Origin of the sequence: Agrobacterium sp. 22094 (genome assembly GCF_052046015.1) — a bacterium.
GTDB classification, from domain to species: domain Bacteria; phylum Pseudomonadota; class Alphaproteobacteria; order Rhizobiales; family Rhizobiaceae; genus Agrobacterium; species Agrobacterium cavarae.
On record NZ_JBQEPX010000001.1, the window covers coordinates 129,572 to 155,840 of the forward strand.

Annotated in this window: 27 protein-coding genes; 19 read left to right on the forward strand and 8 right to left on the reverse strand. The window is 59.5% G+C overall.

Annotated features, from left to right (window positions below; all coding sequences use genetic code 11):
* Positions 1-215: 215 nt before the first annotated feature.
* The 4 genes from ACTJK5_RS00590 to ACTJK5_RS00605 form a co-directional block, all read right to left on the reverse strand.
* On the reverse strand, positions 216-1,475 hold the full coding sequence (locus ACTJK5_RS00590) for a vWA domain-containing protein (RefSeq protein WP_440611616.1): 1,260 nt from the start codon (positions 1,473-1,475) through the stop codon (positions 216-218).
* A 209-nt stretch (positions 1,476-1,684) separates the two neighbouring features.
* A complete protein-coding gene (locus ACTJK5_RS00595; protein WP_112520944.1) occupies positions 1,685-2,563 on the reverse strand; it encodes a transglutaminase-like domain-containing protein in 879 nt (292 codons plus the stop codon).
* 3 nt (positions 2,564-2,566) lie between these two features.
* Positions 2,567-4,987, reverse strand: coding sequence for a circularly permuted type 2 ATP-grasp protein (locus tag ACTJK5_RS00600; protein ID WP_440611617.1), 2,421 nt, complete (start codon positions 4,985-4,987; stop codon positions 2,567-2,569).
* Between the two features lies 1 nt (position 4,988).
* Positions 4,989-8,339, reverse strand: a complete 3,351-nt coding sequence (locus ACTJK5_RS00605; protein ID WP_112520945.1) for a transglutaminase family protein — start codon at positions 8,337-8,339, stop codon at positions 4,989-4,991.
* Positions 8,340-8,629: 290 nt separating this feature from the next.
* Here ACTJK5_RS00605 and ACTJK5_RS00610 point away from each other — a divergent pair, with 290 nt between their 5' ends.
* Complete coding sequence (locus ACTJK5_RS00610; protein WP_440611618.1) at positions 8,630-10,375, forward strand: ABC transporter ATP-binding protein/permease; 1,746 nt, start codon at positions 8,630-8,632, stop codon at positions 10,373-10,375.
* Here ACTJK5_RS00610 and ACTJK5_RS00615 read toward each other — a convergent pair.
* Complete coding sequence (locus ACTJK5_RS00615) at positions 10,353-10,559, reverse strand: hypothetical protein (RefSeq protein ID WP_062427850.1); 207 nt, start codon at positions 10,557-10,559, stop codon at positions 10,353-10,355. The two genes, ACTJK5_RS00610 and ACTJK5_RS00615, sit on opposite strands and share 23 nt — an antisense overlap.
* Before the next feature lie 280 nt (positions 10,560-10,839).
* On the opposite strand from ACTJK5_RS00615, the gene ACTJK5_RS00620 reads away from it, so the two are divergent.
* Complete coding sequence (locus ACTJK5_RS00620) at positions 10,840-11,223, forward strand: acyl-CoA thioesterase (protein ID WP_062427977.1); 384 nt, start codon at positions 10,840-10,842, stop codon at positions 11,221-11,223.
* A gap of 279 nt (positions 11,224-11,502) precedes the next feature.
* Here ACTJK5_RS00620 and ACTJK5_RS00625 read toward each other — a convergent pair whose 3' ends face one another.
* The 3 genes from ACTJK5_RS00625 to ACTJK5_RS00635 form a co-directional block, all read right to left on the reverse strand.
* Positions 11,503-12,171, reverse strand: coding sequence for an outer membrane protein (locus ACTJK5_RS00625; RefSeq protein ID WP_440611619.1), 669 nt, complete (start codon positions 12,169-12,171; stop codon positions 11,503-11,505).
* 250 nt (positions 12,172-12,421) lie between these two features.
* Entirely contained in the window at positions 12,422-12,790 is a 369-nt protein-coding gene (locus ACTJK5_RS00630) for a hypothetical protein (RefSeq protein ID WP_440611620.1), read from the reverse strand.
* Positions 12,791-13,027: 237 nt separating this feature from the next.
* Positions 13,028-13,627 (reverse strand): XRE family transcriptional regulator, encoded by a 600-nt coding sequence (locus ACTJK5_RS00635; RefSeq protein ID WP_062427854.1) that lies wholly within the window; start codon positions 13,625-13,627, stop codon positions 13,028-13,030.
* Between the two features lie 419 nt (positions 13,628-14,046).
* Here ACTJK5_RS00635 and ACTJK5_RS00640 point away from each other — a divergent pair, with 419 nt between their 5' ends.
* The 17 genes from ACTJK5_RS00640 to ACTJK5_RS00720 all read left to right on the forward strand — a co-directional run bounded on the left by ACTJK5_RS00640 (position 14,047) and on the right by ACTJK5_RS00720 (position 26,260).
* Positions 14,047-14,226: a hypothetical protein gene (locus tag ACTJK5_RS00640; protein ID WP_062427856.1), complete on the forward strand. Its 180-nt coding sequence runs from the start codon at positions 14,047-14,049 to the stop codon at positions 14,224-14,226.
* Positions 14,219-14,449: a hypothetical protein gene (locus ACTJK5_RS00645; RefSeq protein WP_274103030.1), complete on the forward strand. Its 231-nt coding sequence runs from the start codon at positions 14,219-14,221 to the stop codon at positions 14,447-14,449. The genes ACTJK5_RS00640 and ACTJK5_RS00645 overlap by 8 nt, the downstream gene beginning before the upstream one ends.
* The gene (locus ACTJK5_RS00650) at positions 14,446-14,580 is read left to right on the forward strand and encodes a hypothetical protein (protein ID WP_440611621.1); all 135 of its coding nucleotides are present in this window, start codon (positions 14,446-14,448) and stop codon (positions 14,578-14,580) included. The genes ACTJK5_RS00645 and ACTJK5_RS00650 overlap by 4 nt, the downstream gene beginning before the upstream one ends.
* Positions 14,581-14,935: 355 nt before the next feature.
* A complete protein-coding gene (locus ACTJK5_RS00655) occupies positions 14,936-15,142 on the forward strand; it encodes a hypothetical protein (protein ID WP_440611622.1) in 207 nt (68 codons plus the stop codon).
* Entirely contained in the window at positions 15,135-15,626 is a 492-nt protein-coding gene (locus ACTJK5_RS00660) for a DUF1376 domain-containing protein (RefSeq protein ID WP_440611623.1), read from the forward strand. The genes ACTJK5_RS00655 and ACTJK5_RS00660 overlap by 8 nt, the downstream gene beginning before the upstream one ends.
* Positions 15,619-16,257, forward strand: a complete 639-nt coding sequence (locus tag ACTJK5_RS00665) for a hypothetical protein (RefSeq protein WP_440611624.1) — start codon at positions 15,619-15,621, stop codon at positions 16,255-16,257. Before ACTJK5_RS00660 ends, ACTJK5_RS00665 begins: the two co-directional genes overlap by 8 nt.
* On the forward strand, positions 16,254-16,598 hold the full coding sequence (locus tag ACTJK5_RS00670; protein WP_062427861.1) for a hypothetical protein: 345 nt from the start codon (positions 16,254-16,256) through the stop codon (positions 16,596-16,598). Before ACTJK5_RS00665 ends, ACTJK5_RS00670 begins: the two co-directional genes overlap by 4 nt.
* On the forward strand, positions 16,595-16,756 hold the full coding sequence (locus tag ACTJK5_RS00675) for a hypothetical protein (RefSeq protein ID WP_440611625.1): 162 nt from the start codon (positions 16,595-16,597) through the stop codon (positions 16,754-16,756). The genes ACTJK5_RS00670 and ACTJK5_RS00675 overlap by 4 nt, the downstream gene beginning before the upstream one ends.
* A 21-nt stretch (positions 16,757-16,777) precedes the next feature.
* Positions 16,778-17,338, forward strand: a complete 561-nt coding sequence (locus tag ACTJK5_RS00680) for a hypothetical protein (protein ID WP_440611626.1) — start codon at positions 16,778-16,780, stop codon at positions 17,336-17,338.
* Positions 17,339-17,715: 377 nt separating this feature from the next.
* Positions 17,716-18,852, forward strand: coding sequence for a Fic family protein (locus tag ACTJK5_RS00685; RefSeq protein ID WP_440611627.1), 1,137 nt, complete (start codon positions 17,716-17,718; stop codon positions 18,850-18,852).
* Between the two features lie 576 nt (positions 18,853-19,428).
* Positions 19,429-19,974 (forward strand): terminase small subunit, encoded by a 546-nt coding sequence (locus ACTJK5_RS00690; protein WP_296078497.1) that lies wholly within the window; start codon positions 19,429-19,431, stop codon positions 19,972-19,974.
* A gap of 530 nt (positions 19,975-20,504) precedes the next feature.
* Positions 20,505-22,016: a terminase gene (locus ACTJK5_RS00695; protein WP_440611628.1), complete on the forward strand. Its 1,512-nt coding sequence runs from the start codon at positions 20,505-20,507 to the stop codon at positions 22,014-22,016.
* A gap of 331 nt (positions 22,017-22,347) precedes the next feature.
* Positions 22,348-22,563 (forward strand): hypothetical protein, encoded by a 216-nt coding sequence (locus ACTJK5_RS00700; protein WP_112358593.1) that lies wholly within the window; start codon positions 22,348-22,350, stop codon positions 22,561-22,563.
* Between the two features lies 1 nt (position 22,564).
* Positions 22,565-24,280 carry a portal protein gene (locus tag ACTJK5_RS00705; protein ID WP_440611629.1) on the forward strand — a complete coding sequence of 572 codons (1,716 nt, stop codon included), beginning with the start codon at positions 22,565-22,567 and terminating at the stop codon, positions 24,278-24,280.
* On the forward strand, positions 24,277-24,573 hold the full coding sequence (locus ACTJK5_RS00710; protein ID WP_062439578.1) for a hypothetical protein: 297 nt from the start codon (positions 24,277-24,279) through the stop codon (positions 24,571-24,573). The genes ACTJK5_RS00705 and ACTJK5_RS00710 overlap by 4 nt, the downstream gene beginning before the upstream one ends.
* Positions 24,551-25,261, forward strand: coding sequence for a hypothetical protein (locus tag ACTJK5_RS00715; RefSeq protein WP_440611630.1), 711 nt, complete (start codon positions 24,551-24,553; stop codon positions 25,259-25,261). The genes ACTJK5_RS00710 and ACTJK5_RS00715 overlap by 23 nt, the downstream gene beginning before the upstream one ends.
* Positions 25,262-25,264: 3 nt before the next feature.
* On the forward strand, positions 25,265-26,260 hold the full coding sequence (locus ACTJK5_RS00720; RefSeq protein ID WP_062439585.1) for a major capsid protein: 996 nt from the start codon (positions 25,265-25,267) through the stop codon (positions 26,258-26,260).
* Positions 26,261-26,269 lie beyond the last annotated feature (9 nt).

The window sequence follows — 26,269 nt, forward strand, 5'->3', positions numbered from 1 at the left end:
ATGTCACGATCGAAAATCGCCTTGCTGTTCGCAGACATGCCGCACTGCTTCGATTGCAGTTTATGCATCGATAAGCGGCTGTGGCAACAGCCCTTTTTGCAAGAGGAGCGATTGCCCAGAAAGGGGCCGAGGGAGGCGTTAAAATGCTTTCTTAAAAGGCAAAGAGCGCGTAGCTTTCGCCACGCGCTTGGCAAACTTATCGAGTGAACTGGAGGTCAGTTGAGCAGGCGTGTGGGGAGGCTTGCGGCCTTTCGGGCGATCTCGCCGAAGGCGGCCACGATCTCTTCCATGTTATTCGGATCATAGTAGTTATCCGCGCTGCTAGCGCAATATTGCAGCAGCGACTTGCCCTTTGCGGGAGCCATGAATGCGACGGTGAAGATCTGGATGCCGTCTGCCTTGACCGCAGCGCAGGTGGAGCGCACCTGGCTGTCGATCGCCGTGCTCGTCATTTCGCCGTCCGTCATCAGCACGACATAGCGTTGAAACGCGTTGTTACCGTTTTTGTCGTGCTCTCTCTTCTCGTTGGAATTGCTGCTTTTCAGCGCCGTGAAGGCTGTGTTGAGCGCGACGGCCGCATTTGTACCACCGGTCGGATATTGCGGAATGGCATTGACATAGGAGCGGGCAGAGGACGTTCCCCAGCTCAACTGGCGCGCCGCGAAGGGCACGTCGTTATAGGCGATGGCACCAGTGCGAACCAGCTCCGATTCCGGATTGCCGTGATCTTTATAAGATGGGTCGGACTTGTTCAGCGTGTCCATCAAATAAGACACTGCCTCTTGCAACGACTGCATCTTGCTGACGTAGCACGGCTTGTTGGATTCTGCTCTTGGCCAGGACTTTTCCGAATAGTTGGAGCAGGTATCCTTGCTCTTGTTCACCGTGTCCGTTTTGAAGGACATGGAGCCGGAGCGGTCCAGCACCAGATAGAGAGACAGGGCCGCACCTTTACTGAAGGAGCTTTGGGCGGTGCTGCTGACTCTCAAGGTTATGGTCTGAAAGCCCAAGAAACCCATCAGAGGGTTGAGTTCGACTTGCCGGCTGATGGTACCGGAAATTTTGAAGGCGGTTCCCTTCTTGTTGTCGGAGCGTTCCGCGATCGCGTCGACTTCAGGTTTCTTCTTCTTCGATTTGCCCTTATCCGCCCCGTTCCCGTTCCCGTTCCCTTTTCCGTTTCCACTGGCGCTTGCGTCGTCATCGTCGTCGACCCCGTAGTTCTCCAGGCGCTGCCTTACCTCGGCGGCATATTCTGCATCGGACTTCTTGCCCTCGTCGATGCGGGCATGGGTGGCTACAGCAAGCGTTGCGCTGTCGAGCACGGTCTGCATGTCGTTTTTCACCTGCATGACGCGGGTGGTTTCCATGCCAGCGCCAACGGCACCAAAGAGGAGCGGCAGACCAAGTGCAGTCAGAATTGCGAAGTTGCCGCGCTTGTCGGCAATTAACCTTTTAAACGTCCGTCCCATCATCATTCGGCCAACACCCAGCTATCGCCTTGTTTTATAAGGGGCAGGCTTACCGACGCTTTATTGATGATTTGCTAACTTACACACTCGAGTTTGAGTGATGAGGCGTTTTATTTGATAATAGTTATATTTTTGACGCTTTTTACTTGCAGCTGTTCTACCGCAGACAACTCTCGATCGGTGAAGGATGGCATAGGCGGTTGAAAGGGTGATGATCAACTGACCGGGACGACATCGACCGCTTGTGTAATCTTCTGGTTGCCGTAGCTTTTCAATACGCCGATGACGGGTGCCACATCGGCATAATCACGGCCATAGCCGACGACGATATGATCGCTGCCGGCAAGGATATCGTTGGTCGGGTCCAGTTCGATATAGCCGTCCGCTTCGCCGCACCAGACGCGCACCCAGGCATGCATGGCGTCAGCGCCTTCCAGCCGCTCCTTGCCGGGTGGGGGAATGGTGCGCAGGAAGCCGCTGACATAGCCGGCGGGAATGCCGAGGCTGCGCAGTGCTGAAATCATGATGTGGGAGAAATCCTGGCAGACGCCACGCTTCAGCTTGAAGGCCTGGCCCGGTGTCGTATCCACCGTGGTGGCCTCGCCATCATATTTGAAGTCCTTGTAGATGCGCTTGCATAGCGCAAAGGCAATTTCGCGCACCGTCATGCCAGGCTTGGCCGTTTCACGCGCGTAAGACGCAATCGCCGCATCTTCGCCGATCCGGGGGCTGGCTCCTGCCAGATGGTGGGGGGCCTCAGCGTCCAGCGAGTTGATGCTGGAAAGCTCCGCCTGCAGCCTGTCGAGCGGCGGCGAGAGATCCGCCGTAAGCGACGGGCTCTCCACCGACACGCGGGCCTGCATGCGGATGTCGAGCTTGTCGTGGGATGCGCGCAGATAAATCGAGGTGGCGCTCTGGTGGAAGAAGTCGTCGAAGACGGTACGCTCTTCGGGCGTCGGCGAGACGGTGAGAGCAGACGCGACCAGCCTTTGCCTGCCTTGAATGGAAAGCGGCGTGACACGGATGATGTGGCGCGCGCCGGAGGCCAGCGTGTCGTAGACATAACCCATATGCAGCGAGAGATCGTAGAGCATCGACTATCCGAGATAGGTTTGCGCGAGAATATCGGAAAGCCGTTCGAGATCCTTCTCCAGCTGACGGAAGACATCGCCGGAGAGATTTTCCGACGTCATGACCGCAAGCGTGGACTGAATGCGCATCGCCTCTCGGCAGAAGGGCGACATCTGGCCGTTGACGGATGCGTTGGGCAATTGCTCGACCTCGGCGTGGATCTCGTTCAGCTGGAAGAGGATCGAGCGGGGGTTGAGCGGGTCGAGCGCCAGAAGATCCATGACGGTCAGCGCGGCGGTATTCACATTGTAGCGGCGGCGATGGGTCATGACGCTGTCGCCGATTTCGAGCAGCATGTCGTAGGAGCCGTCGGGTGCTTCCGGCCCGCCCATATGCGCCAGCAGCCGTGTCATGTGCAGGCCACGTTCGAGATAGCGCCCGATCGCCAGGAAGCGCCAGCCGGTGAAGCGATACATGTTTTCATGCACGAGACCCGCAAAGCCCGCGACCTTGCGCAACAGAATGGTCATGGCATGGGTGGCGTCGTCGCCCGCATGGATCTTGCTGTGAAAGCGGCGTGCGGTCTTCGCCAGATCGTTGAGTGCCAGCCAGCCATCCGGCGAGAAACGGTCGCGGATGTTGCTGGCGGAATAGATGGCGCTGTTGATGTTGGCGATCAGGCTGGAGGGGACGGGCTCCTCCACGTCGATATCGACGGTTTCCAGATAGTCGGTGACATGGGCAAGCAGCGGCTGCTTCGGATCGGCGGATTCGGCATAGCGTGCGTGCCAAGCGCGCAGGATGCGCAGCGCGCCTTCGGAGCGTTCGATATAGCGGCCGAGCCAGAAGAGATTATCGGCCGCACGGCTTGGCAGGCTGCCGGGGATATTGCGGATGAAGTTTTCTTCCGGGGGCAGAAGCGTGGTGCGCTCCACCGGCTTGTCGCTGACGATCCAGACGTCCGCCGCGCGACCTCCGGCCTGCATGGCGATGGCCGCGACATCGTTGCTGCGGCCGATGCGGGCAAAGCCACCGGGCATCACCTGCCAGCCATCCTGGGTGCGGGCAACGAAGACGCGGAGGCTCATGGGCCGTGGCACAAGCTTGCCATCGACGAAGGCAGGCGTGGTGGACAGCGTGACGACTTCCTGGCCGACGAGCTTGTGGCCGTCGGTTGCGAGCCAATCGCTGATCGAATCCCTGGCGGTTTCGCGCAGGCTCGAACCCAGCACCGACTGCCCGTTGTCGTCGAAGAAGGGCAGGCGCGAGTAAGCGGGGCCGATGACCATGCGCTCGATATTGCTGGCCACCTGCTGACGCTCCGTCGGCTGGCCGCACCACCATGTGGCAATCGACGGCATGGCGAGATCTTCGCCGAGGATATGGCGACAGATGGCGGGCATGAAGGCAAGCAGTGCGCGGGTTTCCAAGATGCCGCTGCCGAGCGCATTGACCATGTTGAGCGAACCGGCGCGCAGCGCCTGCACCATGCCGGGCGTGCCGATATGGGAGTTCTGGTCGAGCTCCAGCGGATCGGCATAGGACGCATCGAGGCGCCGCCACAAGACGCCGACGGGCTTGAGGCCGGCGACGGTGCGGACCATGACGCGGTTGTTGACGACCGTCAGGTCTTCGCCTTCCAGGAGCATGAAACCGAGATAACGGGCGATATAGGCATGCTCGAAATAGGTTTCGCTGGCCGGACCGGGGGTCAGGACCGCGATACGCTCATCCATATGCTGGCGGTGCGATTGCAGCGTATCGCGAAACGCGCCGAAGAAGGAGGCGAGGCGATGGACATGCGCCTCCGCATAGATATCGGAGAAGGCGCGGGTGGTGGCGACGCGGTTTTCGAGCGCGAAGCCCGCGCCGGAGGGTGCCTGGGCGCGATCGGCCAGAACCCACCAGTTGCCGTCGGGGCCACGGCCGATCTCGAAGGAGCAGAAGTGCAGGTAATGGCCGTTGGCGGGTTTTACCCCGACCATGGGGCGCAGAAATTCCGGATTGGAGGCAATGAGGGCTGGCGGCACGTAGCCCTGCTGCACCAGCGTGTTCTCGCCATAGATATCGGCGACCACGGCTTCGAGCAGATTGGCGCGCTGGACGAGGCCTTTGGTGACGACCTGCCATTCGGCATCATCGATCAGAACCGGGACATGCGAGATCGGCCAGTTGCGTTCGCTGCCGCCACCGCCGACGCCTTGAGCGCTATAGTCGCGATAGAAAACGCCGGCATCGCGCAGATACCGGTCGGTACGCGAGAAGCGATCTTGCAGTTCACGCTCGTCCATGCGCGAAAGAGCATTGACGAAGGGCTGCCAGACGGGGCGGATGCGCCCGTCTATATCCAGCATTTCATCGGCAACGCCCGGCAACGCGCGATAGCCCAGCATGGATCCCATGCCGGTTTCTCCGGTCTTGCGTTCCGTTGCAGGTGCCTTCGCCACCTTATACTCCTTGCGGGCGTCGCAGATCGAGTGTCAGCGGAAACTCCGGCGACACCGCTTCCGGCCAGACGGTATATTGACCGGCCGTGTGGCCCCAAGGCTCGAAACGCGCCAGGCGACGCGCTTCCGCCTCGTTTCCATTGACCGGAAAGGTGTCATAGTTGCGCCCGCCCGGATGGGCAACATGATAGATGCAGCCACCGATCGAACGGTTCGACCATGTATCATAAATATCGAATGTTAAGGGCGAGTTGACCGGCAGCACCGGGTGCAGGCCGGCTGCCGGCTGCCACGCCTTGAAGCGCACGCCTGCGACCGAAACGCCGGATTCGCCCGTTGGCTTCAAGGGCACGGCGCGGCCATTGCAGGACACGGTGTAGCGGGCCGGATTGGTGGTTTCGAGGCGCACCTGAAGGCGCTCGACAGAGGAATCCACATAGCGCACCGTGCCGCCGATGGCACCCTGTTCGCCCATGACATGCCAGGGTTCCAGCGCCTGGCGCAGTTCCAGCTTCGAGCCCTCATATTCCACCTCGCCGAAGAAGGGGAAGCGGAATTCGAGCTGGGCGACGAACCACTCCGGCTTCAGGTCGAAACCGTTTTCTCTCAGATCGGCGAGAACGTCGAGGAAATCCGTCCAGATGTAGTGCGGCAGCATGAAGCGGTCAGCAAGCGCTGTACCCCAGCGGACGAACTTGCCACCGATCGGGTTCTTCCAGAAACGGGCGATCAGCGCGCGCACCAGCAATTGCTGGGCAAGCGACATGCGGGCATTCGGCGGCATTTCAAAACCGCGGAATTCCACAAGGCCGAGACGACCCGTCGGGCCATCGGGCGAAAACAGCTTGTCGATGCAGATTTCCGAGCGGTGGGTGTTGCCGGTGACATCGACCAGAAGATTGCGGAACAGACGGTCGACCAGCCACGGCAGGGGCGGCACGCCTTCGCCCGGTGCCGGCACCTGGGCCATGGCGATTTCCAGCTCGTACATGCTGTCGTGGCGCGCTTCATCGATGCGCGGTGCCTGGCTGGTGGGGCCGATGAAGAGGCCGGAGAAGAGGTAGGAGAGCGAGGGGTGGCGCTGCCAGTGCAGCACGAGGCTCTTCAACAGATCCGGACGGCGCAGGAACGGGCTGTCATTGGGGTTTGCGCCACCGACGACCACATGGTTGCCGCCGCCGGTGCCGGTGTGGCGACCGTCGATCATGAACTTGTCGGCGCCAAGGCGCGACTGGCGGGCATCCTCATAAATCGCGGTGGTGATATCGACGCACTCCTTCCAGCTTGCGGCCGGATGGATGTTGACCTCGATGACGCCGGGATCGGGTGCGACGCGAATAACGTTCATGCGCTCGTCATGCGGGGGCGCGTAGCCCTCGATATGGACGGGCAGGCCAAGATCGGTGGCGGCAGCCTCGGCGGATGCGATGAGGTCGAGATAATCCTCGATGCGTTCGACCGGCGGCATGAAGACGCAGAGCCTGCCATCGCGCGCTTCGACGGACAGCGCGGTGCGGACCGTTCCGGCGATATCGCTGATGACCTGTTCGTTGCGGCCGAGATTTGGGGCATCGCCTGCCTGGAAGGAAGCTTCCGGCATACTGCGTGCCGAAGGCGATGGGGCATGCGCCGAAGGCGGCAAGGCGTCCGGCAGAGGGCCGCGGGGAATCGAGGGATCAGCCTCGTGAATGTAAGGGAAGGCGGACGGCGGAACGTAAGGCAGGGTTCCAAGCGGCAGGCGGTAGCCGACGGCACTATCGCCCGGCACCAGGAAGATCTTGCCGCGCCGCGTCTTCCACCGCTCGCTGACCCAGCGCTTGTGGCCGGAGCTTTGCGCATTCCACGCCTGCACGGGCAGAATATAGCCGGTCGGCTCCGTCAGGCCGCGCTCGAAGACGCGTGCAAGGCGGCTGCGCTCTTCCGGGTCCTTGAGCTTGGAGTTTGAGGGATCGACATTGTCGGGAAGGTTGGCTTCCTTGATCAGCCATTCCGCCGTGTCTTCATAGGCGGGTAGCACGAGATCGGGCTCGATGCCGAGATGGCCGGCAATCGAGGTGAGAAGACGTTCGGCGTCCGTGGAGCTGACGCCGGTATCCTGACCTTCCTGGGCCACCAGATCGGGATTGCGCCAGACAGACTTGCCGTCCTTGCGCCAATAGAGCGAGAAGGTCCAGCGCGGCAGAGTTTCGCCCGGATACCACTTGCCCTGGCCATAATGCAGGAAGCCGTTGGGGGCAAAGCGCTCGCGCAGTTTGCGGATGAGGATATCCGCCTTCTGCCGCTTGGTCGGGCCGACGGCGCCGGTGTTCCATTCCTCGGATTCGAAATCGTCGATGGAGACGAAGGTCGGCTCGCCGCCCATGGTGAGGCGCACATCCTGTGCGATGAGCGCGCGATCGACGGTTTCGCCAAGCGCATTCAGCTCTTCCCAGCTTTCATCCGAAAAAGGCTTGGTGATGCGCGGATGTTCGGCAACGCGCGTGACCCTCATGTCGAAGGCGAATTCCGTATTGGCCTCGCCGAAATAGCCGCCGGAGATCGGCGCTGCGTTGCGATAATGCGGGGTGGCCGACAAGGGAATATGGCTTTCGCCGGTCAGAAGCCCCGATGTCGGGTCAAAACCGACCCAGCCGGCACCCGGCAGATAGACCTCCGCCCAGGCATGCAGATCGGTGAAATCCACTTCCGTGCCGGACGGTCCATCGAGCGCCTTCAGATCCGGCGCGAGCTGAATGAGATAGCCGGAGACGAAGCGGGCGGCAAGCCCGAGGCGGCGCAGCACCTGCACCAGAAGCCAGCTGGTATCGCGGCAGGAGCCCTTGCCCGACAGAAGCGTTTCTTCCGGGGTCTGCACGCCGGGCTCCATGCGGATGACGTAACCGATGGCCTGCTGAAGTTTGGCATTGATGCCGACAATCATATCGACCGTTGTCTGGCCGGGCGTCTTGTCGATGGTGGCCATCAGCGCATCGAAGAGCGGACCCGTCTCTTCCGGTTTGCGGTAGATCGACAGATCGTCCTTCAGCGTTTCCGGATAGTCGAAGGGCCATTTGGTGGCGCTTTCTTCGACGAAGAAATCGAAGGGATTATAGACCGTCATATCCGCGACGAGATCGACCTCGATCTTGAACTCGGTGACCGGATCGGGAAAGACGAAGCGGGCCTGGAAGTTGCCGTAAGGATCCTGCTGCAGATTGACGAAATGATTGGAGGGCGTGACCTTCAGCGAATGGCTGATGACCTTGGTGCGGGAATGCGGCGCCGGTTTCAACCTTATGATCTGGGGTCCGAGGCGGACTGGCCGGTCATATTTATAATGCGTCAGATGATAGATGCTCGCCTTGATCGACATGTATTACCTTATATTTCCGGCATTTGCGGATTGTTCCGCCCCCTCTATTGCCCTGACTTTGTGCAATGCACGCGCATAATGCAAGGAACATTTCGGTCCCGTCGTGCATTCGTCGCCGCTGTATTTCAAAGGGCGCGTCAGGGGTGTTCTTGAGGTCGTGTAGACAAGTATCAGCTTAGTGATATTGCTGTCATCGCTAGGGCACAGACTTGGTCTTTGTCAGTCAGCGCGATTCTGTGATTTGGGAAAGTGGTAATGAATTGAAAACGCAAGGAAATTCTCCTGAGGAGATGGCTGCCTACGCGCGATTCGATCTCAATTTCAGAGCGCAGATGCGGATGATGGGCAGTGCCTTCTGGACATCTCCGGTGCGATCCCGGCTGATCCTTCTGGCCTGCGGTCTGCTGACCATCATTCTCGTGACCGCCTACGGGCAGGTGAGGCTGAACGAATGGAACGCGCCCTTCTACAATTCGCTGGAGCGGCGCGACCTCAATGCCTTCATTCACCAGTTGGAAGTCTTCACCATCATCGCCGGGTGCCTGCTGCTTCTCAACGTCTTCCAGACATGGCTGAACCAGATGACCGCGCTGAACATGCGCGAAGGGCTGGCGAAAGACATGGTGGAGCAGTGGCTGAAACCCGGCCGCGCCGCCAAGCTTGCAAGCTTCGGCACCATTTCCATCAACCCCGACCAGCGTCTGCATGAGGATGTGCGCAACCTGGCCGAAAGCAGCACCGCACTTGCCATCGGTCTCGTCAACGCCACGATAATTCTCGTCAGCTTCATTGGCGTGCTCTGGGGGCTTTCGGCGGGCTTTGCCATCGAGATCGGCGGCAAGATGGTGGCGATCCCGGGCTACATGGTCTGGGCGGCCCTTCTTTATGCGGGATCGGCCTCGCTGCTTTCCAACATTGTCGGCTACCGGCTGGTGCCGCTGAATGCCGAGCGCTATTCCAAAGAAGCGGAGCTGCGCTTCTCATTGATGCGGGCGAGCGAAAATCTGACGGCCATCACCCTTTCACGCGGCGAGAAGAACGAGCGTCACCGCATTCGCCAGGATATCGACGCGGTGCTGGTCGTCATTCGCGGGCTCGCCATGGGACTGACGCATCTGACATGGGTGTCTGCCGGTTATGGCTGGCTTGCCATCGTCGCGCCGATCCTGATTGCCGCGCCCGTCTACTTCTCCGGCAACCTGACGTTTGGCGGGCTGATGATGGCGGTGGGCGCCTTCAACCAGGTGAATGTGGCGCTGCGCTGGTACATCGACAACTTCGGCCCGATCGCCAGCTGGAAGGCGACGCTGCAACGCGTGTCGATCTTCCGCAATGCGCTGATCCAGATGGACAGCGTCGAGAGGCACGAAAACGCCATCGATCTCGAACGTTCCGCGACCGATGTCGTGCGGTTTTCATCCGTCGAAATCAGTCCTGAAGCGGGAGGCAAGGAGATGGCGCGCAGCTTCAGGCTGCGCGAAGCTCCTGTCGAGATCGCCATTGGCGACCGTGTGGTGATCGACGGAGACCAGGGCGTGAACCGACGGCTGTTCTTTGCGGCGATTGCCGGGCTCTGGCCCTGGGGGCGCGGCAAGATCACCATGCCGCCGCGCGACGAGACGCTGTTCATTGCTCAGCACGGCTACATGCCGGCGGCGCCATTGCGCGAGATTCTCTCCTATCCGCGTGCGCCGCAGAAGTTCACGGAAGAAGAGTTTCTGGCCGCGATGGAAGCCTGCGGCCTAGGCCATATCATTCCGCGGATGAACGACAATATTCGCTGGGACCAGAAGTTCGATTCCGACGAGCAGGCCTGTATTCGGGTGGCCAACGCGCTTCTGTTAAAGCCGCGCTGGTTGTTCATCGACGATCTGCTGGAAGGTCTGGAGAAGCATACGATCGACCGGCTGGTGGGAGTGCTGAGCGGCATGAAGGACACCGCCGTGGTCTATATCGGTCGTTCGGATGCGATGATGCAGGTGCTGTCACCGCGCGTTCTGCATCTCGAGCTGGTTACGAGCGCGCAAGCTGGATAGCGTGCGTGTCTTCCATGACCACCGGTGAGCGGATTTCGATCCGCTCTCCTTTCATCGTCTGTGTTTCGAAACGAAGCATAAAGGGCGCCGTCACCGCAATCGAGACGATGGCCAGCAGAGCGACCACGATCAGGCGGTCGTAATGCCTCTGTTTGATGTCATTCCCACTCCAGTCATATGCCATTTTCGAGCCTCGCCCTGCATCTGGAAGTATATGAAATTAACCTAATAAATTAAGAGACTGAGCCGTTATAGTTAACGAAGCATTACCGAAGCTTGGTAATTTGTTGTATTGTGGTTTTTTGACTGTGTTTGACATGACTTGTTGTTGTTTCAAGCCTCAGCTTCCTCATTTCAAGCGACATGCTGGAAATGAAGACCAGCCAAGACGAAATCGCTCTTTTCCAATGGTCGGTGAATAGGCTATCGCGACACCGGGAGGTGCGCGATCAAGAGGTATGCTGATGGACAACCAACCACCCTCCGATATGGAACTGACCCTTCGCACGCTGGCCATGCCGGCTGACGCCAATCCCGCCGGAGATATTTTTGGCGGCTGGGTGATGTCGCAGATGGACCTTGCCGCCTTCGTGCGCGCCAATGACGTGGCGGGCGGACGCACGGTCACCGTTGCCGTCAACGAGATCGTCTTCAAGAAGCCGGTGAAGATCGGCGATACGCTGTGCGTCTATACCCGCATCGAGAAAGTGGGGCGCACATCGATCACGCTGAAGATCGAAGCCTGGACGCGCCACTATTCGCAACACTCCCGCGACAAGGTGACGGAAGCCGTGTTCATCATGGTGGCGGTGGATGATGCGGGCAACCCGCGGCCGGTGAAGGGGTGAGGAGGCGCCACACTCTCCTGCGTCATTCTCGGCCTTGTGCCGAGAATCCACGTCCTTGCGAGCCTACCGTGCGGGTGGATCAGCGCCGAATTGCGGTTAAGTCTTTGAAAAGGTGGATCCTCGGGTCAAGCCCGAGGATGACGGCAGTGGGTGGGGCAGAGCGCGCGCGCAACAGGCAAGCTCGTGGATAAGGCCCAGATTGTCTCGCGTCTTTTGGTATGCCGCGGTTCCACTGAGAGCATCCGCTACCCAGCCCGCCTCGTGAGCAATCGAGGTGGATTAAAACTTCACGCCGAGGCCGAGGCGCACACCGTGCTGGTCGATGTCTGAGTTGAGCAGTGGGCCAGCGTCGTAATCGAAATTCTGGTCGCCGAAATTGGTGTAGCGATATTCGACGCGGCCGAAGATCATGTCGGTAAAGGCGTAATCGACGCCGGCGCCGACGGTGAAGCCGTAGAAGTTTTCCTTCTGAGTACCGGCACCTGGAACCGTCAGGTAGCCGCGGCCGATGGCCCAGCCGGCCGTGCCGTAGACCAAGGCGCGATCAACCGCGTAGCCGACCTTGGCGCGGACCGAGCCCTGCCAATCGAACCCGTATTCGTAAAAATCCGGTGCGAGAACCGTGAGCTTGCCGCCGCCCAGGTTGCCTTCGAAATCACCTTCGACGCCTGCGACCCAGTTGTTGGAGAACTGATAATTGTAACCGGCAAAACCGCCGATCAGGCCGTCGTCGAAATTGGCATTCACTGTGCCGACCGGGGCGATGCCCAGAATATCGTTCTTGTTCCAGCCATATCCAACCTGAATACCCGCGTTAAAGCCGCTCCAGGAGAAGGAAGAGTTGTCGATCGCGACCGGTGCTGCGGGAACGTCCGAGACAGCGTCCGCGGCAATTGCGGAAGTTGTGGCAAGAATAAAAGCGGCGGCGGCAAAGACAGTGGGTTTCATCGGAAGCACTCTGAGGTTCAATGGCGCTATCGATAGCGTATTGGCAGCAAAATGCTGTAACTCCGAAGCAACAACAGAAACATCTTGCGGCCTGCAGCTTGGAGCGCGGTGGCGTGGCATTCGGCTCTTTGAGGGCTACAGCATCGGCGCGAAAATCGGGCTCGATTTTCGCAAAGGCACGATGCGTCGATTCAAAACGGTAAAGCGTTCCGGCGATACCGGGCGCATGGCACTTCATGGCTCATGGACTTCACGCTCGCGACTGGATGCCCTGCTGCGTATGGTTCAGCGTGTTGTAGAGACCGGTGCCGTGTCGCAGCCGGCGTTGCTCGGCCATCTCGTCGCGCGCGTCCTGTTCCTTTCGGTCTTCCTCGTGCTCAGCAAAAGGGCGGATATCGAAATCATCGGCGATGGACATGCCCTTCTTGGCGGTGACGTCGTAGAGATCGACGCTGATCACCGTGCAGTTTTGCGAGGTGGTCTCATCGATCAGGGCCTGGATCTCCTCCGCCTTATAGAGGCGCACCGGCATTTCCAGAAGAACCGTATCGCCATCGTGCCAGCGGGTGGCAATCAGCAGCATTTCGTCTTTTCCGATGATGTAGCCAGGTGTGGTCATGGGAGATGATCCTCATCGTCGCTGTCTTCTCGGGAGCCAGGTTGCTCCGCTTGAAGCGGCTTCACCTGTTCGGACCTAGATCCATTTCTACTATTATACTTGTATCCAAGTCAACAAGAAAACTAGTAACTGTGGGAACAAAGAGAGAATCAGTTTGCTGATGGCCTAGTGGCCAAACGGATCGTTGCTGTGATGATGGGACGTCGACTGGCGGCGAGGTGATGCTCGGCAGCAGGCTTACATATTGATGATCGAGCGGCGGACGCGGCCGACGATGATGGGGTCGTTGTCCGGGAAGATCGGTTCGTGCTGCGGATTGGTGGAGACGGGCTCGAAGCGCATGGGGCCGGAACGATAGCGCTTATAGGTGGCGTTGCCTTCCACGTCCGAGATGACGTAGCAGCCATTGGGAACGAGGTTGCGATCGTTGCGATCGACGAAGATGATGGAGTCGGGCGGAGAAATCCTGTCCATGGAATCGCCGCTGACTTTCAAGGCAATCCAGTCTCCCGAGGCCGGTAAATCCGCCACGCGGATGAGGCCAAGGGCTTCGTCGGCGATGTCATCGCGGATCATGGCGCCGGCGCTGACCCAGGCGAGATAGGGCACGATCAGGGTGGGAACGCCCTCCGCATCCGGCGTGTAGGATGGGTCGAGTTCATGGACGCTGACGCCGAGCGCCTGGGCAAGGGCGGGAAGTTCAGTGGTCTTTTCAGTCAAGCCGGTCTCGAGCTGCGAGATGAGCTGCTGGCTCACGCCCGACAGTTCCGCAACTTTCGCCTGCGAAAGATTTTTGATCTTCCTGATCGATTTCAGATTTTCGCCAATAATTCCCATGGCTTAGTTTCTACCAGAACACTTGTGGAAACGCACACAAGGAAACTAGTTGACGGATGTCCCAATTTTTACTAGTTTTCTTGTATGAACAGATTTCGTCATCACATCGCACAGGCCGCTGAGGCTGGCGGCTTCCGGGTCGGACCCGGCTCGGCAGGGAGCGGCTTCAAGCCGTTCGTTTGCCGGTTACGGGTGGCGGCCCGAGAGGTCTGCGCCAGAGGGGCGGTTGCGGTTGAGACGGTGCCTGTCTTGCGAATGGCGAGGGATGGGTTTGTCCCTCGTCTGGACCTGCGCCCCGATGTCCTTGGTGAGCGGCAGGCAGCGAAGCGGAGGACCGATATGGCCTTTGCAGCGCTGGCCGCTCCCGGCATCGGGGCGAGGCAAAGACGGGCTTTGACCTTTATGGAGGATCGGCGCGCATGAGTTCTGTCCGTATCGAAGCATCCGCGCAGGCGCGCCGCGCTGCGTTTCAGACAAGCTATATCGGCTGCCGCGAATGCCGGCGCCCGCTTTCTATCGAACACCAGATCGAGCGGTTCTGCGACAGGTGCGGAACGGTGACGCCGGTCGAAATCCGGGAAGGAAAGAATGATGACTGATGTTCTGGACAGACCCGGCTTCGGCGTGGCGCGCTGGAAGGCGGTTGCCGAATACCGAAGCCAGGCCGGTATCGTCGATGTCGAGCATGCGATCGAGGAACTGGACGAGCTGCACGACCTGATCGAGCGCGGGCCGGATTGGAATACGCTGGTCAAGATCACCGTGACCTTTGCCCGCCCGGTTTGCGGGTTGCTGACCATCGAGGAGGCCGCGCGGCTATGACCCAATGCAACGGCAACATGCAGCTCGTGGCAACCGATGATGATGAGGATGTGAACCTCGATGTCGAGGCTTTCGAGGCCGAGCTTCTTTGCGAGGTCAACCGCATCAATGGCGAGCGACTGGCGGCCTGATGGCTGCAGTGTTTGCCCCATGAGTGAGTTCGAGATTTCGGCGGTTCTGCCGCTGGATCGAAGGTTTTGATCGCATCTCCTCCCTGGCGATCAAAAACGGGCTGACGGCTTGTCCTCCCGGGCCGTCAGCCCAACCCTCCAATCCTTGAAGTCTTTGCCGTCTCGAGAAGACGGTTCGAGGCGCTTGTCGGGAAGATCCTGCGCGGGAGCGCCGGCCTTTCGGCCCGAAAACTCTCAGCCGTATCCTGAAGGCACGGCCGATATCACCATTGCCAATACCACGCCTCACGTCTGCGCCTGCGGTGCAGACGACAGGCGAACTTTGCCGCCTGATGGCGAGGAAGCGGGAACACGCATGAGCAAGGCACTGACACTTTTTCGCTCCGGCTATGACACGGCCGAGATCGCCTACATTCTGGGGCGCACGGAAGCGGATGTTTACAACGAGCTTGCACGGCTTCGCGAAGAAAGCCTGGCGGCGAATGTGGCGGTGATCAAGTATCACCCGGCCAAGGATGCCTGGGGCACGCCGCCGATGCGCGCGGAGAATGCCAATGGCTAACCTGCCTTTCATGCCGTTCTGGACCGATGCCTATCTGGCCGACACGGTGCATCTGACCACCGAGCAGCATGGCGCCTATCTGCTGCTGCTCTTCCAGGCGTGGCGCTCCCCCGATTGTTCGCTGGCCGATGACGATGAACTTCTGGCGCTGCAGGCCAAGGTTTCGCCGGCCAAGTGGCGGGCGATGAAGCCGGTGGTGATGGCGTTCTGGAAGCTCGACAAGCGGCGGAAGAAATGGGTGCAGAAGCGGCTGCGGATCGAGCGTGAAAAGGCCATGGAGCGCAAGGCGAAAGCCAGAGATAGCGCCGTAACCCGCTGGAAGGCTGAGAAAAACAGCGATGCGAAGGCATTGCCAAAGCACAGCGAAGGCTCTGCTTCCAGAGTCACACCCATAAAAGAAAAATCTGGCGATTTTTCCAGACGCGCTCGCGCGCCAAAAAAATCATCCCGCGATTTGTTGATGGAGGCGTTTCAGGATGTTTGACCTCATTGCCAAGGATCAGTTCGACCGGCTGCCGGAGCGGTATCGTGAGCGTGCGCGGCAGATTGCCCTGCGGGTGCAGGAGATCGACCGGCTGCTTGCGCCTGCCGCGCCGGAGACCATTCGCGATACGGCGCTTCGGCTGATCGGCCAGTTTCGCCCGCAGCCGGGCGTGGATGTGGCGGCGTTTGGACGCGAGTTTCGCGGCGTCTGCGCCGATCTGCCGGAATGGGCGGTGTGCGAGGCGGCCAATGACTTCATTGCCGGGCGAGTTGCCAACCATACCGGCCAGTTCGTGCCGACCTGTGCGGAGTTCGGCAAGCAGGCCAGAGCCATTATCGCGCCTTTTCATGCCGAACGCTATGCGCTGCGCATCGAAGCTTCGCGGCTTTTCGACCGTGCGGCGGATGAGAAGCGGCGGGCAATGATTGCCATCGAGCGGGCTGATCCTGCGGTGAAGGCGCGGGTGAGGGCGATTGTGACGGAGGCGCGTGCGGGGGCACCGGCGAGGGTGGGGTTCCTGCATGGCTCTCTCGACCCGCAGGTGCAGGCGACGCTGGATGCGATGAAGAAGACGCCGCAGCACCCTTCGAAGATTTCAAAGACACGTATCGGCAAGGACGACAGACGATGAGCCTCTATCCTCAGACACAGCTGAATTTCACCCTGATCCAGACCAACCGCGTGGACGGCTTCATGCGGCTTGTCAGCCCGCTTGAATACCGCGCGCGTGACAGCATGGCGGACGCGGCGCGTCACCTTCTTCAGAAATACCCAGACGCCACGCTGCATCTGGTGCGCAGCGATGTGCGGGCGCGCTGGCTGGTCAGGATCCGGATGGAGATGGTGGTGCATTTTCGCGATGCGCTGGGCAAGACCTACCCGCAGATCGCCCGCTTCATGCGCCGCGACCACACCTCCATTCTGCATCTCTACCGCAAGGCGAAGGCACAAGCTTTGGAGGGCGGGGCGTGACCGGCACAATTCCAGAAGCGATCCACCAGGCAAAGGCGGCGGCATCGCAACGCAAGAAGCGGGAAACGGCGATCCACCGCATTCTCGATCAGTATCAGCAAGGCCGCGGCGCATCGGCCTGCATGGACGACATCAAGCGTATCCTGGCGCGCAATTAACAACGGAAAAGGACCAGCATCATGACCAGCAAGGCCGAGAAACTGAAGCAGAAGCGCGGACGGCGCAAGGTGATCAATGTGGCGCGCGAGCCGAATGGGCGCATCTCAAGATCCGGCCGTGCCCATGCGCCCGCAGACAGCGTGGCGCTGAAGGCGCGGGCAAGCCGCATGGGAGTAACGGTCGAGGAAGCGCGTGATCCGCGGGCCGCAACCTATATCGGCACGCTGAACATGCTCGGCAAACGCGATGGTCTGAGCGACGACCAGTATGAGGGCGCGGTGCGGTTTCTGGAACTGCGCCAATCCTACATGATGGCGATCAAGGCGCCGGATGGCGAGCGCGACAAAAGCGAGCGCGGCACGCCCTCCCAGACGATCAGCGAGGATTACGAGAAATGGTGCAAGGCGGTGATTGCCCGCTATGACGGATGCCGCAAGACCATCCAGACCGCACAGAACGAGCTACGCCAGAACCTCTGGGCGGCGCTGGATTTCTGCGTGATCAAGGGCGAGCGGCAGCACCATATGCTGGGGGACTTGCGCGTGGTGTGCAATGTGCTGGCGCGGTTTTTTGGGGTGTGATTGGGGTGAAAAGCCTTGAAGGCGGCGGCGTTCGCGCCGCCCTCGCCACGCCAATTTTATGGGCTATGCGAGAAGCCCTTACATAGCTTCAAGTGGCTTCCCACGCCTGATGAACAATGATCCGGTGCATAGAAGAAGTTGATTTTCAAAATTGCCGCTTTTTGAAAGACAAACCGGTTTGTCTCGCATGCGTGATACGCAAAAGGATTTGACTATCAATAATCAGGTATTTTGAAAATCAAATGGGTTTGAGTGATACAGATGCACATCAAACCGCGTTGTCTATCAAAAATAACCATTCTTGATAGACAACGGCTCCGTGATCAGGCATGACATTGTAGCTCGTACGTCAAAAATCCTGAAACTCGGACATCACAATGGCGCTGCGCCCAGGCTTGGACCTCTCTGAAGCGGTCGAATATCACTATGATCAGTTTCCACCGCGGTACATCGATGCTGGCAGACTCATTACGCCGGTGGCATCGGCATCCGCTGCTCTGGCGCGCTACGATCAAATGCTCAAGAGCATGCATAATAGCGAGATTCTGCTGGCGCCCTTGAGAAATCAAGAAGCCGTTGTGTCTTCACGTATGGAAGGCACGGTCAGTACGCTCGACGAAGTGTTGCGATATGAAGCTGATCAGGAAGAAAGCGGTGACGAGACGGGTGGCCACTATCGTAATGAAGCGATTGAGGTCTTTTTGTACACTCGCGCCCTGTCAGCCGCCCAGCGCAGTATGGAGCAAGGAGCGCCACTGTCCGGCTTTCTTGTAAAAAGCGCGCATCGCGTTCTTCTTGGTTTCGGTCGCGGCGCGCATCTATCCCCCGGCGAGTATAAGACGGAGCAAAATTATCTCGCCGATCGAATGCGCCGCAAAGTTCATTTCGTGCCAATGCGACCCGAACAACTTCAAGACGGGATGGATCGTCTTTTCGCATTCATCGAATCGGATGACTGGCAGATTCTCATCAAGACAGCAGTCGCTCATCTAGAGTTCGAAGCCCTGCATCCATTCAAGGACGGCAATGGCAGAATTGGGCGGATGTTGATCACCCTCATGCTTTGGAAAGCCGGAGCGATCTCCGCGCCGCACTTCTATATCAGTAGCTATTTTGAAGATCGCCGCGATGAATATATCGATCTTATGCGTGAAGTGTCCAAGTCGGGGGCTTGGACCGAGTGGATCATTTTCTTTCTTGAAGCCCTGGAATCCCAGGCGCAAAAAAACCTGGCAACAGCCGAACGGATTCGCGACCTTTACGAAGAACTGAAAAAAGAGTTTCCGCAACTCCTGACATCGCAGTGGAGCACAGCGGCTCTGGACTTCCTTTTTTCGCGTCCGGTTTTCAGGAATAACGTTTTTACAAAAAAATCCGGAATTCCTGGACCCTCCGCTCACCGGTTCACGCGCATCTTGTCCGAACGCGGGCTTATACTGACTCTTGAGCCTGCTGCCGGTCGACGGCCAGCGCTCTACAGTTTCGAGCCGCTTTTGCAGATCGTTCGTGACTAATGGTCTGCTTTTGACCTTTGCTACCGCTAGCAGAGGCAGCAATAGCAAAGGTCAAAATCTGAGAGGATAGGTGCTCATGTTGATTGTCTTCTTCTCGTCAATTCCGCCACGAAATCTCCGGCTCTGATCATCGATATGCCGAACGCCTGGACGGCGGGATGCTCGAAATGTCAGTCGCTACTGACGATGAATGTCGCACCAGCCGTCAAAGCGGATTCTATATACAAATCGTCCTTTGGATCAGTGGATTTTAAAATATATGTTTTAGGGCTTTAGACGATTTTTGAGTTTTGAGGATTTTAGCGTTTGACTTTTCTTCCCGAAACAGCGATAAGTGACATGTCTTCATATTCGAAGAATTGTATTTGGGAGCGGCCTTCGGGTCGCTTTTTGCGTTTCTGGGCTAATGCCATCGATACGCAGTTTTTGCACCGGCGTTCTTCGTGCTCCCGCACTTAATTTCCATCAACCCGTTGATCCGGCCTTACTGCTGTCCGCGACTGCGTCAGTCATCGCAGCCTCAATATTCACGCTTCGATACGCAGCGATGCGACCCCCCACTCTGAGAGATCTTCCATGACATCACCACGGCCCCTAAGCGCGAGGCAACAGGCCTTCGTTGAGGAATATCTGGTCGATCTCAACGCTCCCCAGGCTGCGATGCGGGCAGGGTACAGCCGTTCGTACCCCGTCCAGATAGCGTGGAAGCTCATGCGGAATACGGCGGTCAGAGACGCGATCGACACGGCAAAAGAGCAGCGGTCGAGGCGTACGCAGATCCATGCGGATTGGTTGCTGTCGCGCCTTGCCGAAGAGGCGCTGGCGGATATTGCCGATCTTTATGATGAGAATGGCGGGCTGAAGCCGGTCGATCAGTGGCCGTTGATCTGGCGGCAGGGGCTGGTCGCGGCGGTCGAGGTCAAGGAACTGTTCGAAGGGCGCGGCGAGAGCCGCGAGGCGATCGGGCGGGTGTCTCAGGTGAAGCTCAGCGACCGGATCAAGCGGCTGGAACTGATCGGCAAGCATATCGATGTGCAGGCCTTTCGTGAGAAAGTCGAGGTCGAGGTTAGCGGGTCGCTGGCCGAGCGGTTGGCGCGGGCCAAGGCCCGGGTTTTGGACTGACGGGTTTCGCTGCTGCCGGCGACGATGCGGGTCTGTCGGGGTTTTGGCAGGGAGTATACTTCAAGCTGCTTCGTGTGTGACTTCGATACGTGATGCATCTGATTTTCTGGCGCCGTGACGCCAGGTAGGAACTTGGAACGACAGCCTTTTGGTCGAAGGCGGAAAACCTCTCGGAGTCATCCTCGCCCTTGAGGCGAGGATCCATCTTTTCACGCGCTTAAGAGTACGGCTCGTGGATCCTCGGGTCGAGACCGAGGATGACGGAGTAGGAGAGGTTTGACCTCATCGCAACGTCGTGCGGAAGTGATAAGTGGCAGAGTGTCCGGCTGAATGGCTGTGTATCCAGCTAAACCGCCGGGCGTCCTATTGGACGCACAAAGGACGCTTTGCCTTTTTTGAATCTAGGCGATGCTGCAGCGGATTATTTGCGCCGTGTGATCGGAAAGATCGCGACCCGCTTCAATCGGGCGAGTGCGCGCCGATTACGACATTCAATACGAGACATTGCAGGCTTTGCCGGGAGATCGTTCATGGGCAATGCCAAGCAGGCGAGCAAGGGCCGTGTGGATACCGATCTCGATGCGGAGATTATCGAGGCGGCGGCTCGGTTTCAGTATGATCCGCAGGCCTGGGCGCGGTTTGCCTGGGACTGGGGGGAGGGCGAGCTTGACGGTATCGCGGGGCCGCGGGATTGGCAGGCGGATATCAATGATGAAATCCGACAGCATCTTAACAGCGAGAACCGCTACCAGCCTTTGCAGATTGCGGTGGCGAGCGGCCACGGGATCGGCAAATCGGCGCAGATGGGGATGATGGCCAATTGGGCCATGTCGTGTTTTGCCGATTGCAAGATCGTCGTGACCGCCAATACCGAGACGCAGCTGCGCACCAAGACATCGCCGGAAGTGGGCAAGTGGTTTCGCTCTTCGATTACCAGCCACTGGTTCGAGACGCAGGCCATGTCGATCAAGTCGCGCGATCGTGGCCATGCGGATCTGTGGCGGCTGGATTTCGTCGCCTGGTCTGCCAACAATACCGAGGCTTTTGCCGGTCTGCACAACAAGGACCGGATCATTGTGCTGATGTTCGACGAGGCGTCGAAGATTACCGACAGTGTCTGGGAAGTGGCCGAAGGCGCGCTGACCGACGAAAACACCATCATCATCTGGATCGTCTTCGGCAATCCGACGCAGAATACCGGGCGGTTTCGCGAATGTTTCCGCCGGCATCGCCGGCGCTGGATCAGGCGGCAGATCGACAGCCGCATGGTGCCCGGTACCAACAAGAAGAAACTTGCCGAATGGGTCAGCGACTACGGCGAGGACAGCGATTTCGTCAAAGTGCGAGTGCGCGGCATGTTTCCATCGACATCGGCAAAGCAGTTCATTTCCACCGAGGATGTGGATGCTGCCCAGAAGGTGCATCTGCGCAAGGAGCAGTATGATTTCGCGCCGAAGATCATCGGTGTCGATCCGGCCTGGACGGGTGACGACGAGCTGGTGATCTATCTGCGCCAGGGGCTCTATGCCCGGCTTTTGATGACCATGCCGAAGAACGACAACGACATTCTGGTGGCAAACCATGTGGCGCGCTTCGAGGATGAGTTGCAGGCCGATGCGGTGTTCATCGATCTTGGCCATGGCACCGGCATCTATTCCGCCGGCGTGACGCTGGGGCGCACATGGCAGCTCGTCAGCTTCGCCGAAAAGAGCATTGATCGCGGCTGTCTCAACAAGCGTGCCGAAATGTGGAAGGGCATGCGCGACTGGCTGAAACAGGGCGGCGCGCTCGATGCGCGCGACGATATCCTCTACCACGACCTGATCGGCCCTGAGCTTGTGGCCCGCGTGGATGGCAAGCTGCAGATCGAGAGCAAGGAAGACATGAAGGCGCGGGGGCTTCCTTCTCCCAACCGTGCGGACGCGCTTGGACTGACCTTTGCCCGGCCTGTCGTGCCTAAGGGGCGGGGGGATGAGCGGTATAATCATAGCCGGGAGACCGGGTATGGTGGTGATGGGGATGGGTATAATCCGTTTGGGTGAGGGGTGCGCGTATTGTGATGCGCGGGGGTGTTGCGGCGGTAGGAACGATGGAGGCGACGCCTTTTACGTTCTGGATCTGCCGTTCACCCCCCTCTGCCCTGCCGGGCATCTCCCCCTCAAGGGTGGAGATCGGCAAGAGGCGCTCTTCGCGTTTCACATCTGACCGTAGTTTGGGCCAAGACGGTGCAACACTCCGATCTCCCCACTTGAGGGGGAGATGCCCGGCAGGGCAGAGGGGGTTCTTCTAGCCAACTCATTGTTTCCATGAAATTTAAGCCGAACGGCCTGCGGTGCGGGTTGGCTCTGTCTGTCTTCAATTCGAGGTTTTGCGATGTGTGTTTTCAAGTCTCCCAAGGTGGCGAAGCCGGAGGATCCGAAGTTGCCGATCGAGTATGCGGCGCAGCGCGAGCCGGACAGTCAGACGGTGAATGGTGCCGGGCGCCGCACACGGGATCGGTTGCGGGCGGCGACGTCGACGATGTTGACCGGGGTTCAGGGCGTGGGCGCGCTGGATACGAGCGGCAAGAAAAACCTGTTGGGAGGCTGATATGGCCGATACGATCCGCGAACGGCATGAGCGGCGCCTGAAGGCGTTGCAGAAGGAGCGCAACCCCTATGAGGCGCAGTGGCAGGAGCTGAACGATTTCATCGTTCCCGGCCGCTACCGCAAGGGGGATGCCCGTGATCCGAAGGGGATCAACGGCAACAAGAAGATCATCGACAATTCGCCGAAGCTTGCCCACCGCGTGGCGCAATCGGGCATGCAGGCGGGGCTGACGTCTCCCACGCGGCCCTGGATGCGCTACAGCATTACCGACAAGGATCTGCGCGAGTTCGGCCCTGTGAAGGATTACCTTTATGAGGCGACACGCCGGGCGCGCGAGCGGCTGGCGGTCTCGAATATATATAATTGTCTTCATTCCGGTTATGGCGACGAGCTTCTGTTCGGGCAGTTCTGCCTGATCCTGACGCGTGCCGGGCGGCGCCTGCACGGCATCTTGCCGCCGGTCGGGCAATATTGGCTGGCGCAGAGCCAGTATGGCATGCGGGTGGATACCTGTTATCGCCGCGTGTGGATGACGGTGGAGCAGATCGTCGGGCGCTGGGTGGCAAAGCCCAATTCCCGCGATATGGACTGGTCGAACGTGTCCTCCACCATCAAGAACCTGTGGGACCGGGGAAATTACGACGAGGTGGTGGAGGTGTTCAACGCCATCGAGCCGCGTTCCGCCCGCGATCCCGCCCGCCCGACCAGAGCAAACAAGCCCTTCATGTCCAACTATTGGGAAGCAGGCCAGGACCGCGACAGGATGCTGGAGGTGAGCGGTTTCGACCGCAATCCGCTGATTGCGCCGCGTTGGGATGTGGTGGGCGAAGATGTCTATGCCGCCACATGCCCTGGCATGGATGCGCTGCCGGATGTGAAGATGCTGCAGACCGAACAGCGCTGGAAGGGCATGGGTATCGAACACCAGGTGCGCCCGCCGCTGGTGGCGCCGACCTCGCTTCGCAACAAGCGCAATTCCTCGCTGCCGGGCACCGTGACTTTCGTCGACGAGCAGAGTGTCGGGACTGCCGCTTATCGCCGCGCCTTCGAGGTGAATGTGCCGCTCGGCGATCTGGCCGCCGATATCGATGAGGCGAAGCGCCGGGTGGACCGAGCCTTTTACGCCGATCTCTTCATGGCGATCAGCACGATGGAAGGGGTTCAGCCGCGCAACCAGTTCGAGTTGACGCAGCGCAAGGAAGAACAGCTTCAGCAGCTGGGACCGACGGTGGAGCGACAGCATCACGAGCTGATCCAGCCCTTGGCGGACTGGGTATTCTACCAGCTGGACGATGACGACGAGCTGCCGGACGCGCCGCAGGATCTGCAGGGCGAGGAGCTGAATGTCGACAATATCTCGACGCTCTACCAGGCGCAGCTTGCGGTTTCGACCGGCTCTATCGAGCGCATGGTGAGTTTCGTCGGCAATCTTGCCGGTGCGCGACCTGACGCGGTGGACAAGCTCGATGTGGACCAGGCGATCGATGAATATGGCGATGCGATCGGTGTTGTCTCCACCATCGTGCGCTCCGACGACAAGGTGAAGGCGATCCGCGACGAGCGGGTGCAACAGCAACAGGCGGCGCAGGCGACGGAAGCCGCCGCCAAGCTGGCGCCGGCACTGCGCGATGGTGCGCAGGCGGCACAGGCGCTTTCCGCCACCGACGACAATGGCGGGCCGGTGGAACTGCTGCGCAAGCTTGGAATTGCCGGATGACAGCCAAAACAATGCAGGAACAGGCGCTCGATCTCGCAACCGAGTTCGTGCTTGCGGAGCCGCGTGCGCGCGAATTTCTCTGGTGGGTGCTTTGCCAGTGCAACGTCTACGGTGCCCCGCATGTGGTGAATGGCGAGACCGGCATTCACATCGGTCGCCGGATCATCGGCGTCACCATCATCGACCAGCTGAACCAGATCAAACCCACCGCCTATGCCGAGATGATGATCGAGGCCCACAGACGCGCGGAAAAGCGCAAGAGGGAAGAGCATGCTGAGACAGTGGATGAATAGCGCCACCTTTGCGCCGGAAGGCCATACCGATTGGGGCGTGAGCCCGGATAGCGGCGGCAGCGACAATGCCAACGCCAATGACGATGCGCCGCTTCTGAACGGGACGGCCGAGAAGCTTTCTTCCGGCCAGAATGGGGCCGGGCGAGAGGGTGGCGAAGGGGAGGGTGGCAGCCTGTCTCCCGAGCCGGGCGATGCCGCCGATCTGGTGCCCGAAAATGGTCAATACGACATCAAGCTCGATGGCGGCATTGAACTCGACCGGGCGCTGCTGGACCGCGCCTCTCCGGTGATGAAGGAGCTTGGCCTGACGAATGGCCAGGCGAGCCGTCTGGCCGGCGTGATCGCCGAGCAGCGCAAGCTTGAATATGACGCGCTGAGCGAGCGCCACCAGAAGATTACCTCCGACTGGCAGCAGGAAATCCGCGCCGACCGGGACTTTGGCGGCGACAACCTTTCGACCAGCCTCAACAACGCAAACCGCGTGATCGCGACGTTCGGAGACGATGCTCTCCGCCGCGATCTCGTCGAAATCGGGATTGGCAACCATCCCGGACTTTTCCGGCTATTGGCCCGTGTCGGCAACGCTCTCAGTGATGACAAGCCCGCATCGTCGGAAACCGCAGCAGCCCCTCCAACCTCGCCCGAACAGGCGATGTATGGAGCGACAACATCAACGACACGAGGTTAACACATGGCCACTATCGGCAATATGTATCCCACCCTTTCCGACCTGAAGAAGCAGGGCTGGGGCGACGATATCTCCACCATCATCGACATGCTGGTGCAGTTCAACGCGATGTATGAAGACGCGCCGATCTTCGAATGCAACATGGGCTCGTCGCATCTGACGACGGTGCGCACCGGCCTTCCCGTTCCCACCTGGCGCAAGCTCTACAAGGGCGTTCTGCCGACCAAGGGCACGACGGCGCAGGTGAAGGACGCGACCGGCATGCTGGAAGACTGGTCCGAAGTCGATGCCAAGCTGGTCGAAATCGCCAAGAACCCGGCGCGCTTCCGGCTCAATGAAGCCAAGGCCCATATTGCGGGTATGGCGAACATGCTGGGCTCCACCGTCTATTACGGCGATATCGACGTGAACCCGGAGCGCTTTACCGGCCTGCATGCACGCTTCAATTCCAAATCCGCAGCCAATGGCCGCCAGATCGTCGATGCCGGCGGCACGGGCTCTGACAACACCTCCATCTGGTTCGTGACCTGGGGTGAGGATTCCGTGCACCTGCTTTATCCGGAAGGATCGAAGGCCGGTCTGCAGCGCGAGGACAAGGGCAAGACCACCAAGGAACTGCCCGACGGCTCTCTCTACGATGTGTACCGCGAGAAGTTCCAGCAGGACATCGGCCTTTCGGTCCGCGACTGGCGCGGCGTGGCGCGTATTGCCAATATCGATATTTCCGATCTGCGCGCCAACCCGACGGCCGGCGGTGCCGATCTCATCAACCTGATGATCGACGGCTATTACGCGCTGCAGAACCCGAACCAGCCGAACGGCAAGACGGTGATCTATGCCAGCAAGACGGTGCAGACCTTCCTGCACAAGCAGGCAATGAACCGTACGAACGTGAACCTGACGCTCGACCAGAGCCAGGGCAAGCCGATCGTCTCCTTCCTTGGGCATCCGATCCGCCGCGACGACAATATTCTCGAAACAGAAGGGCAGATCGTCTGAGGACGGTCT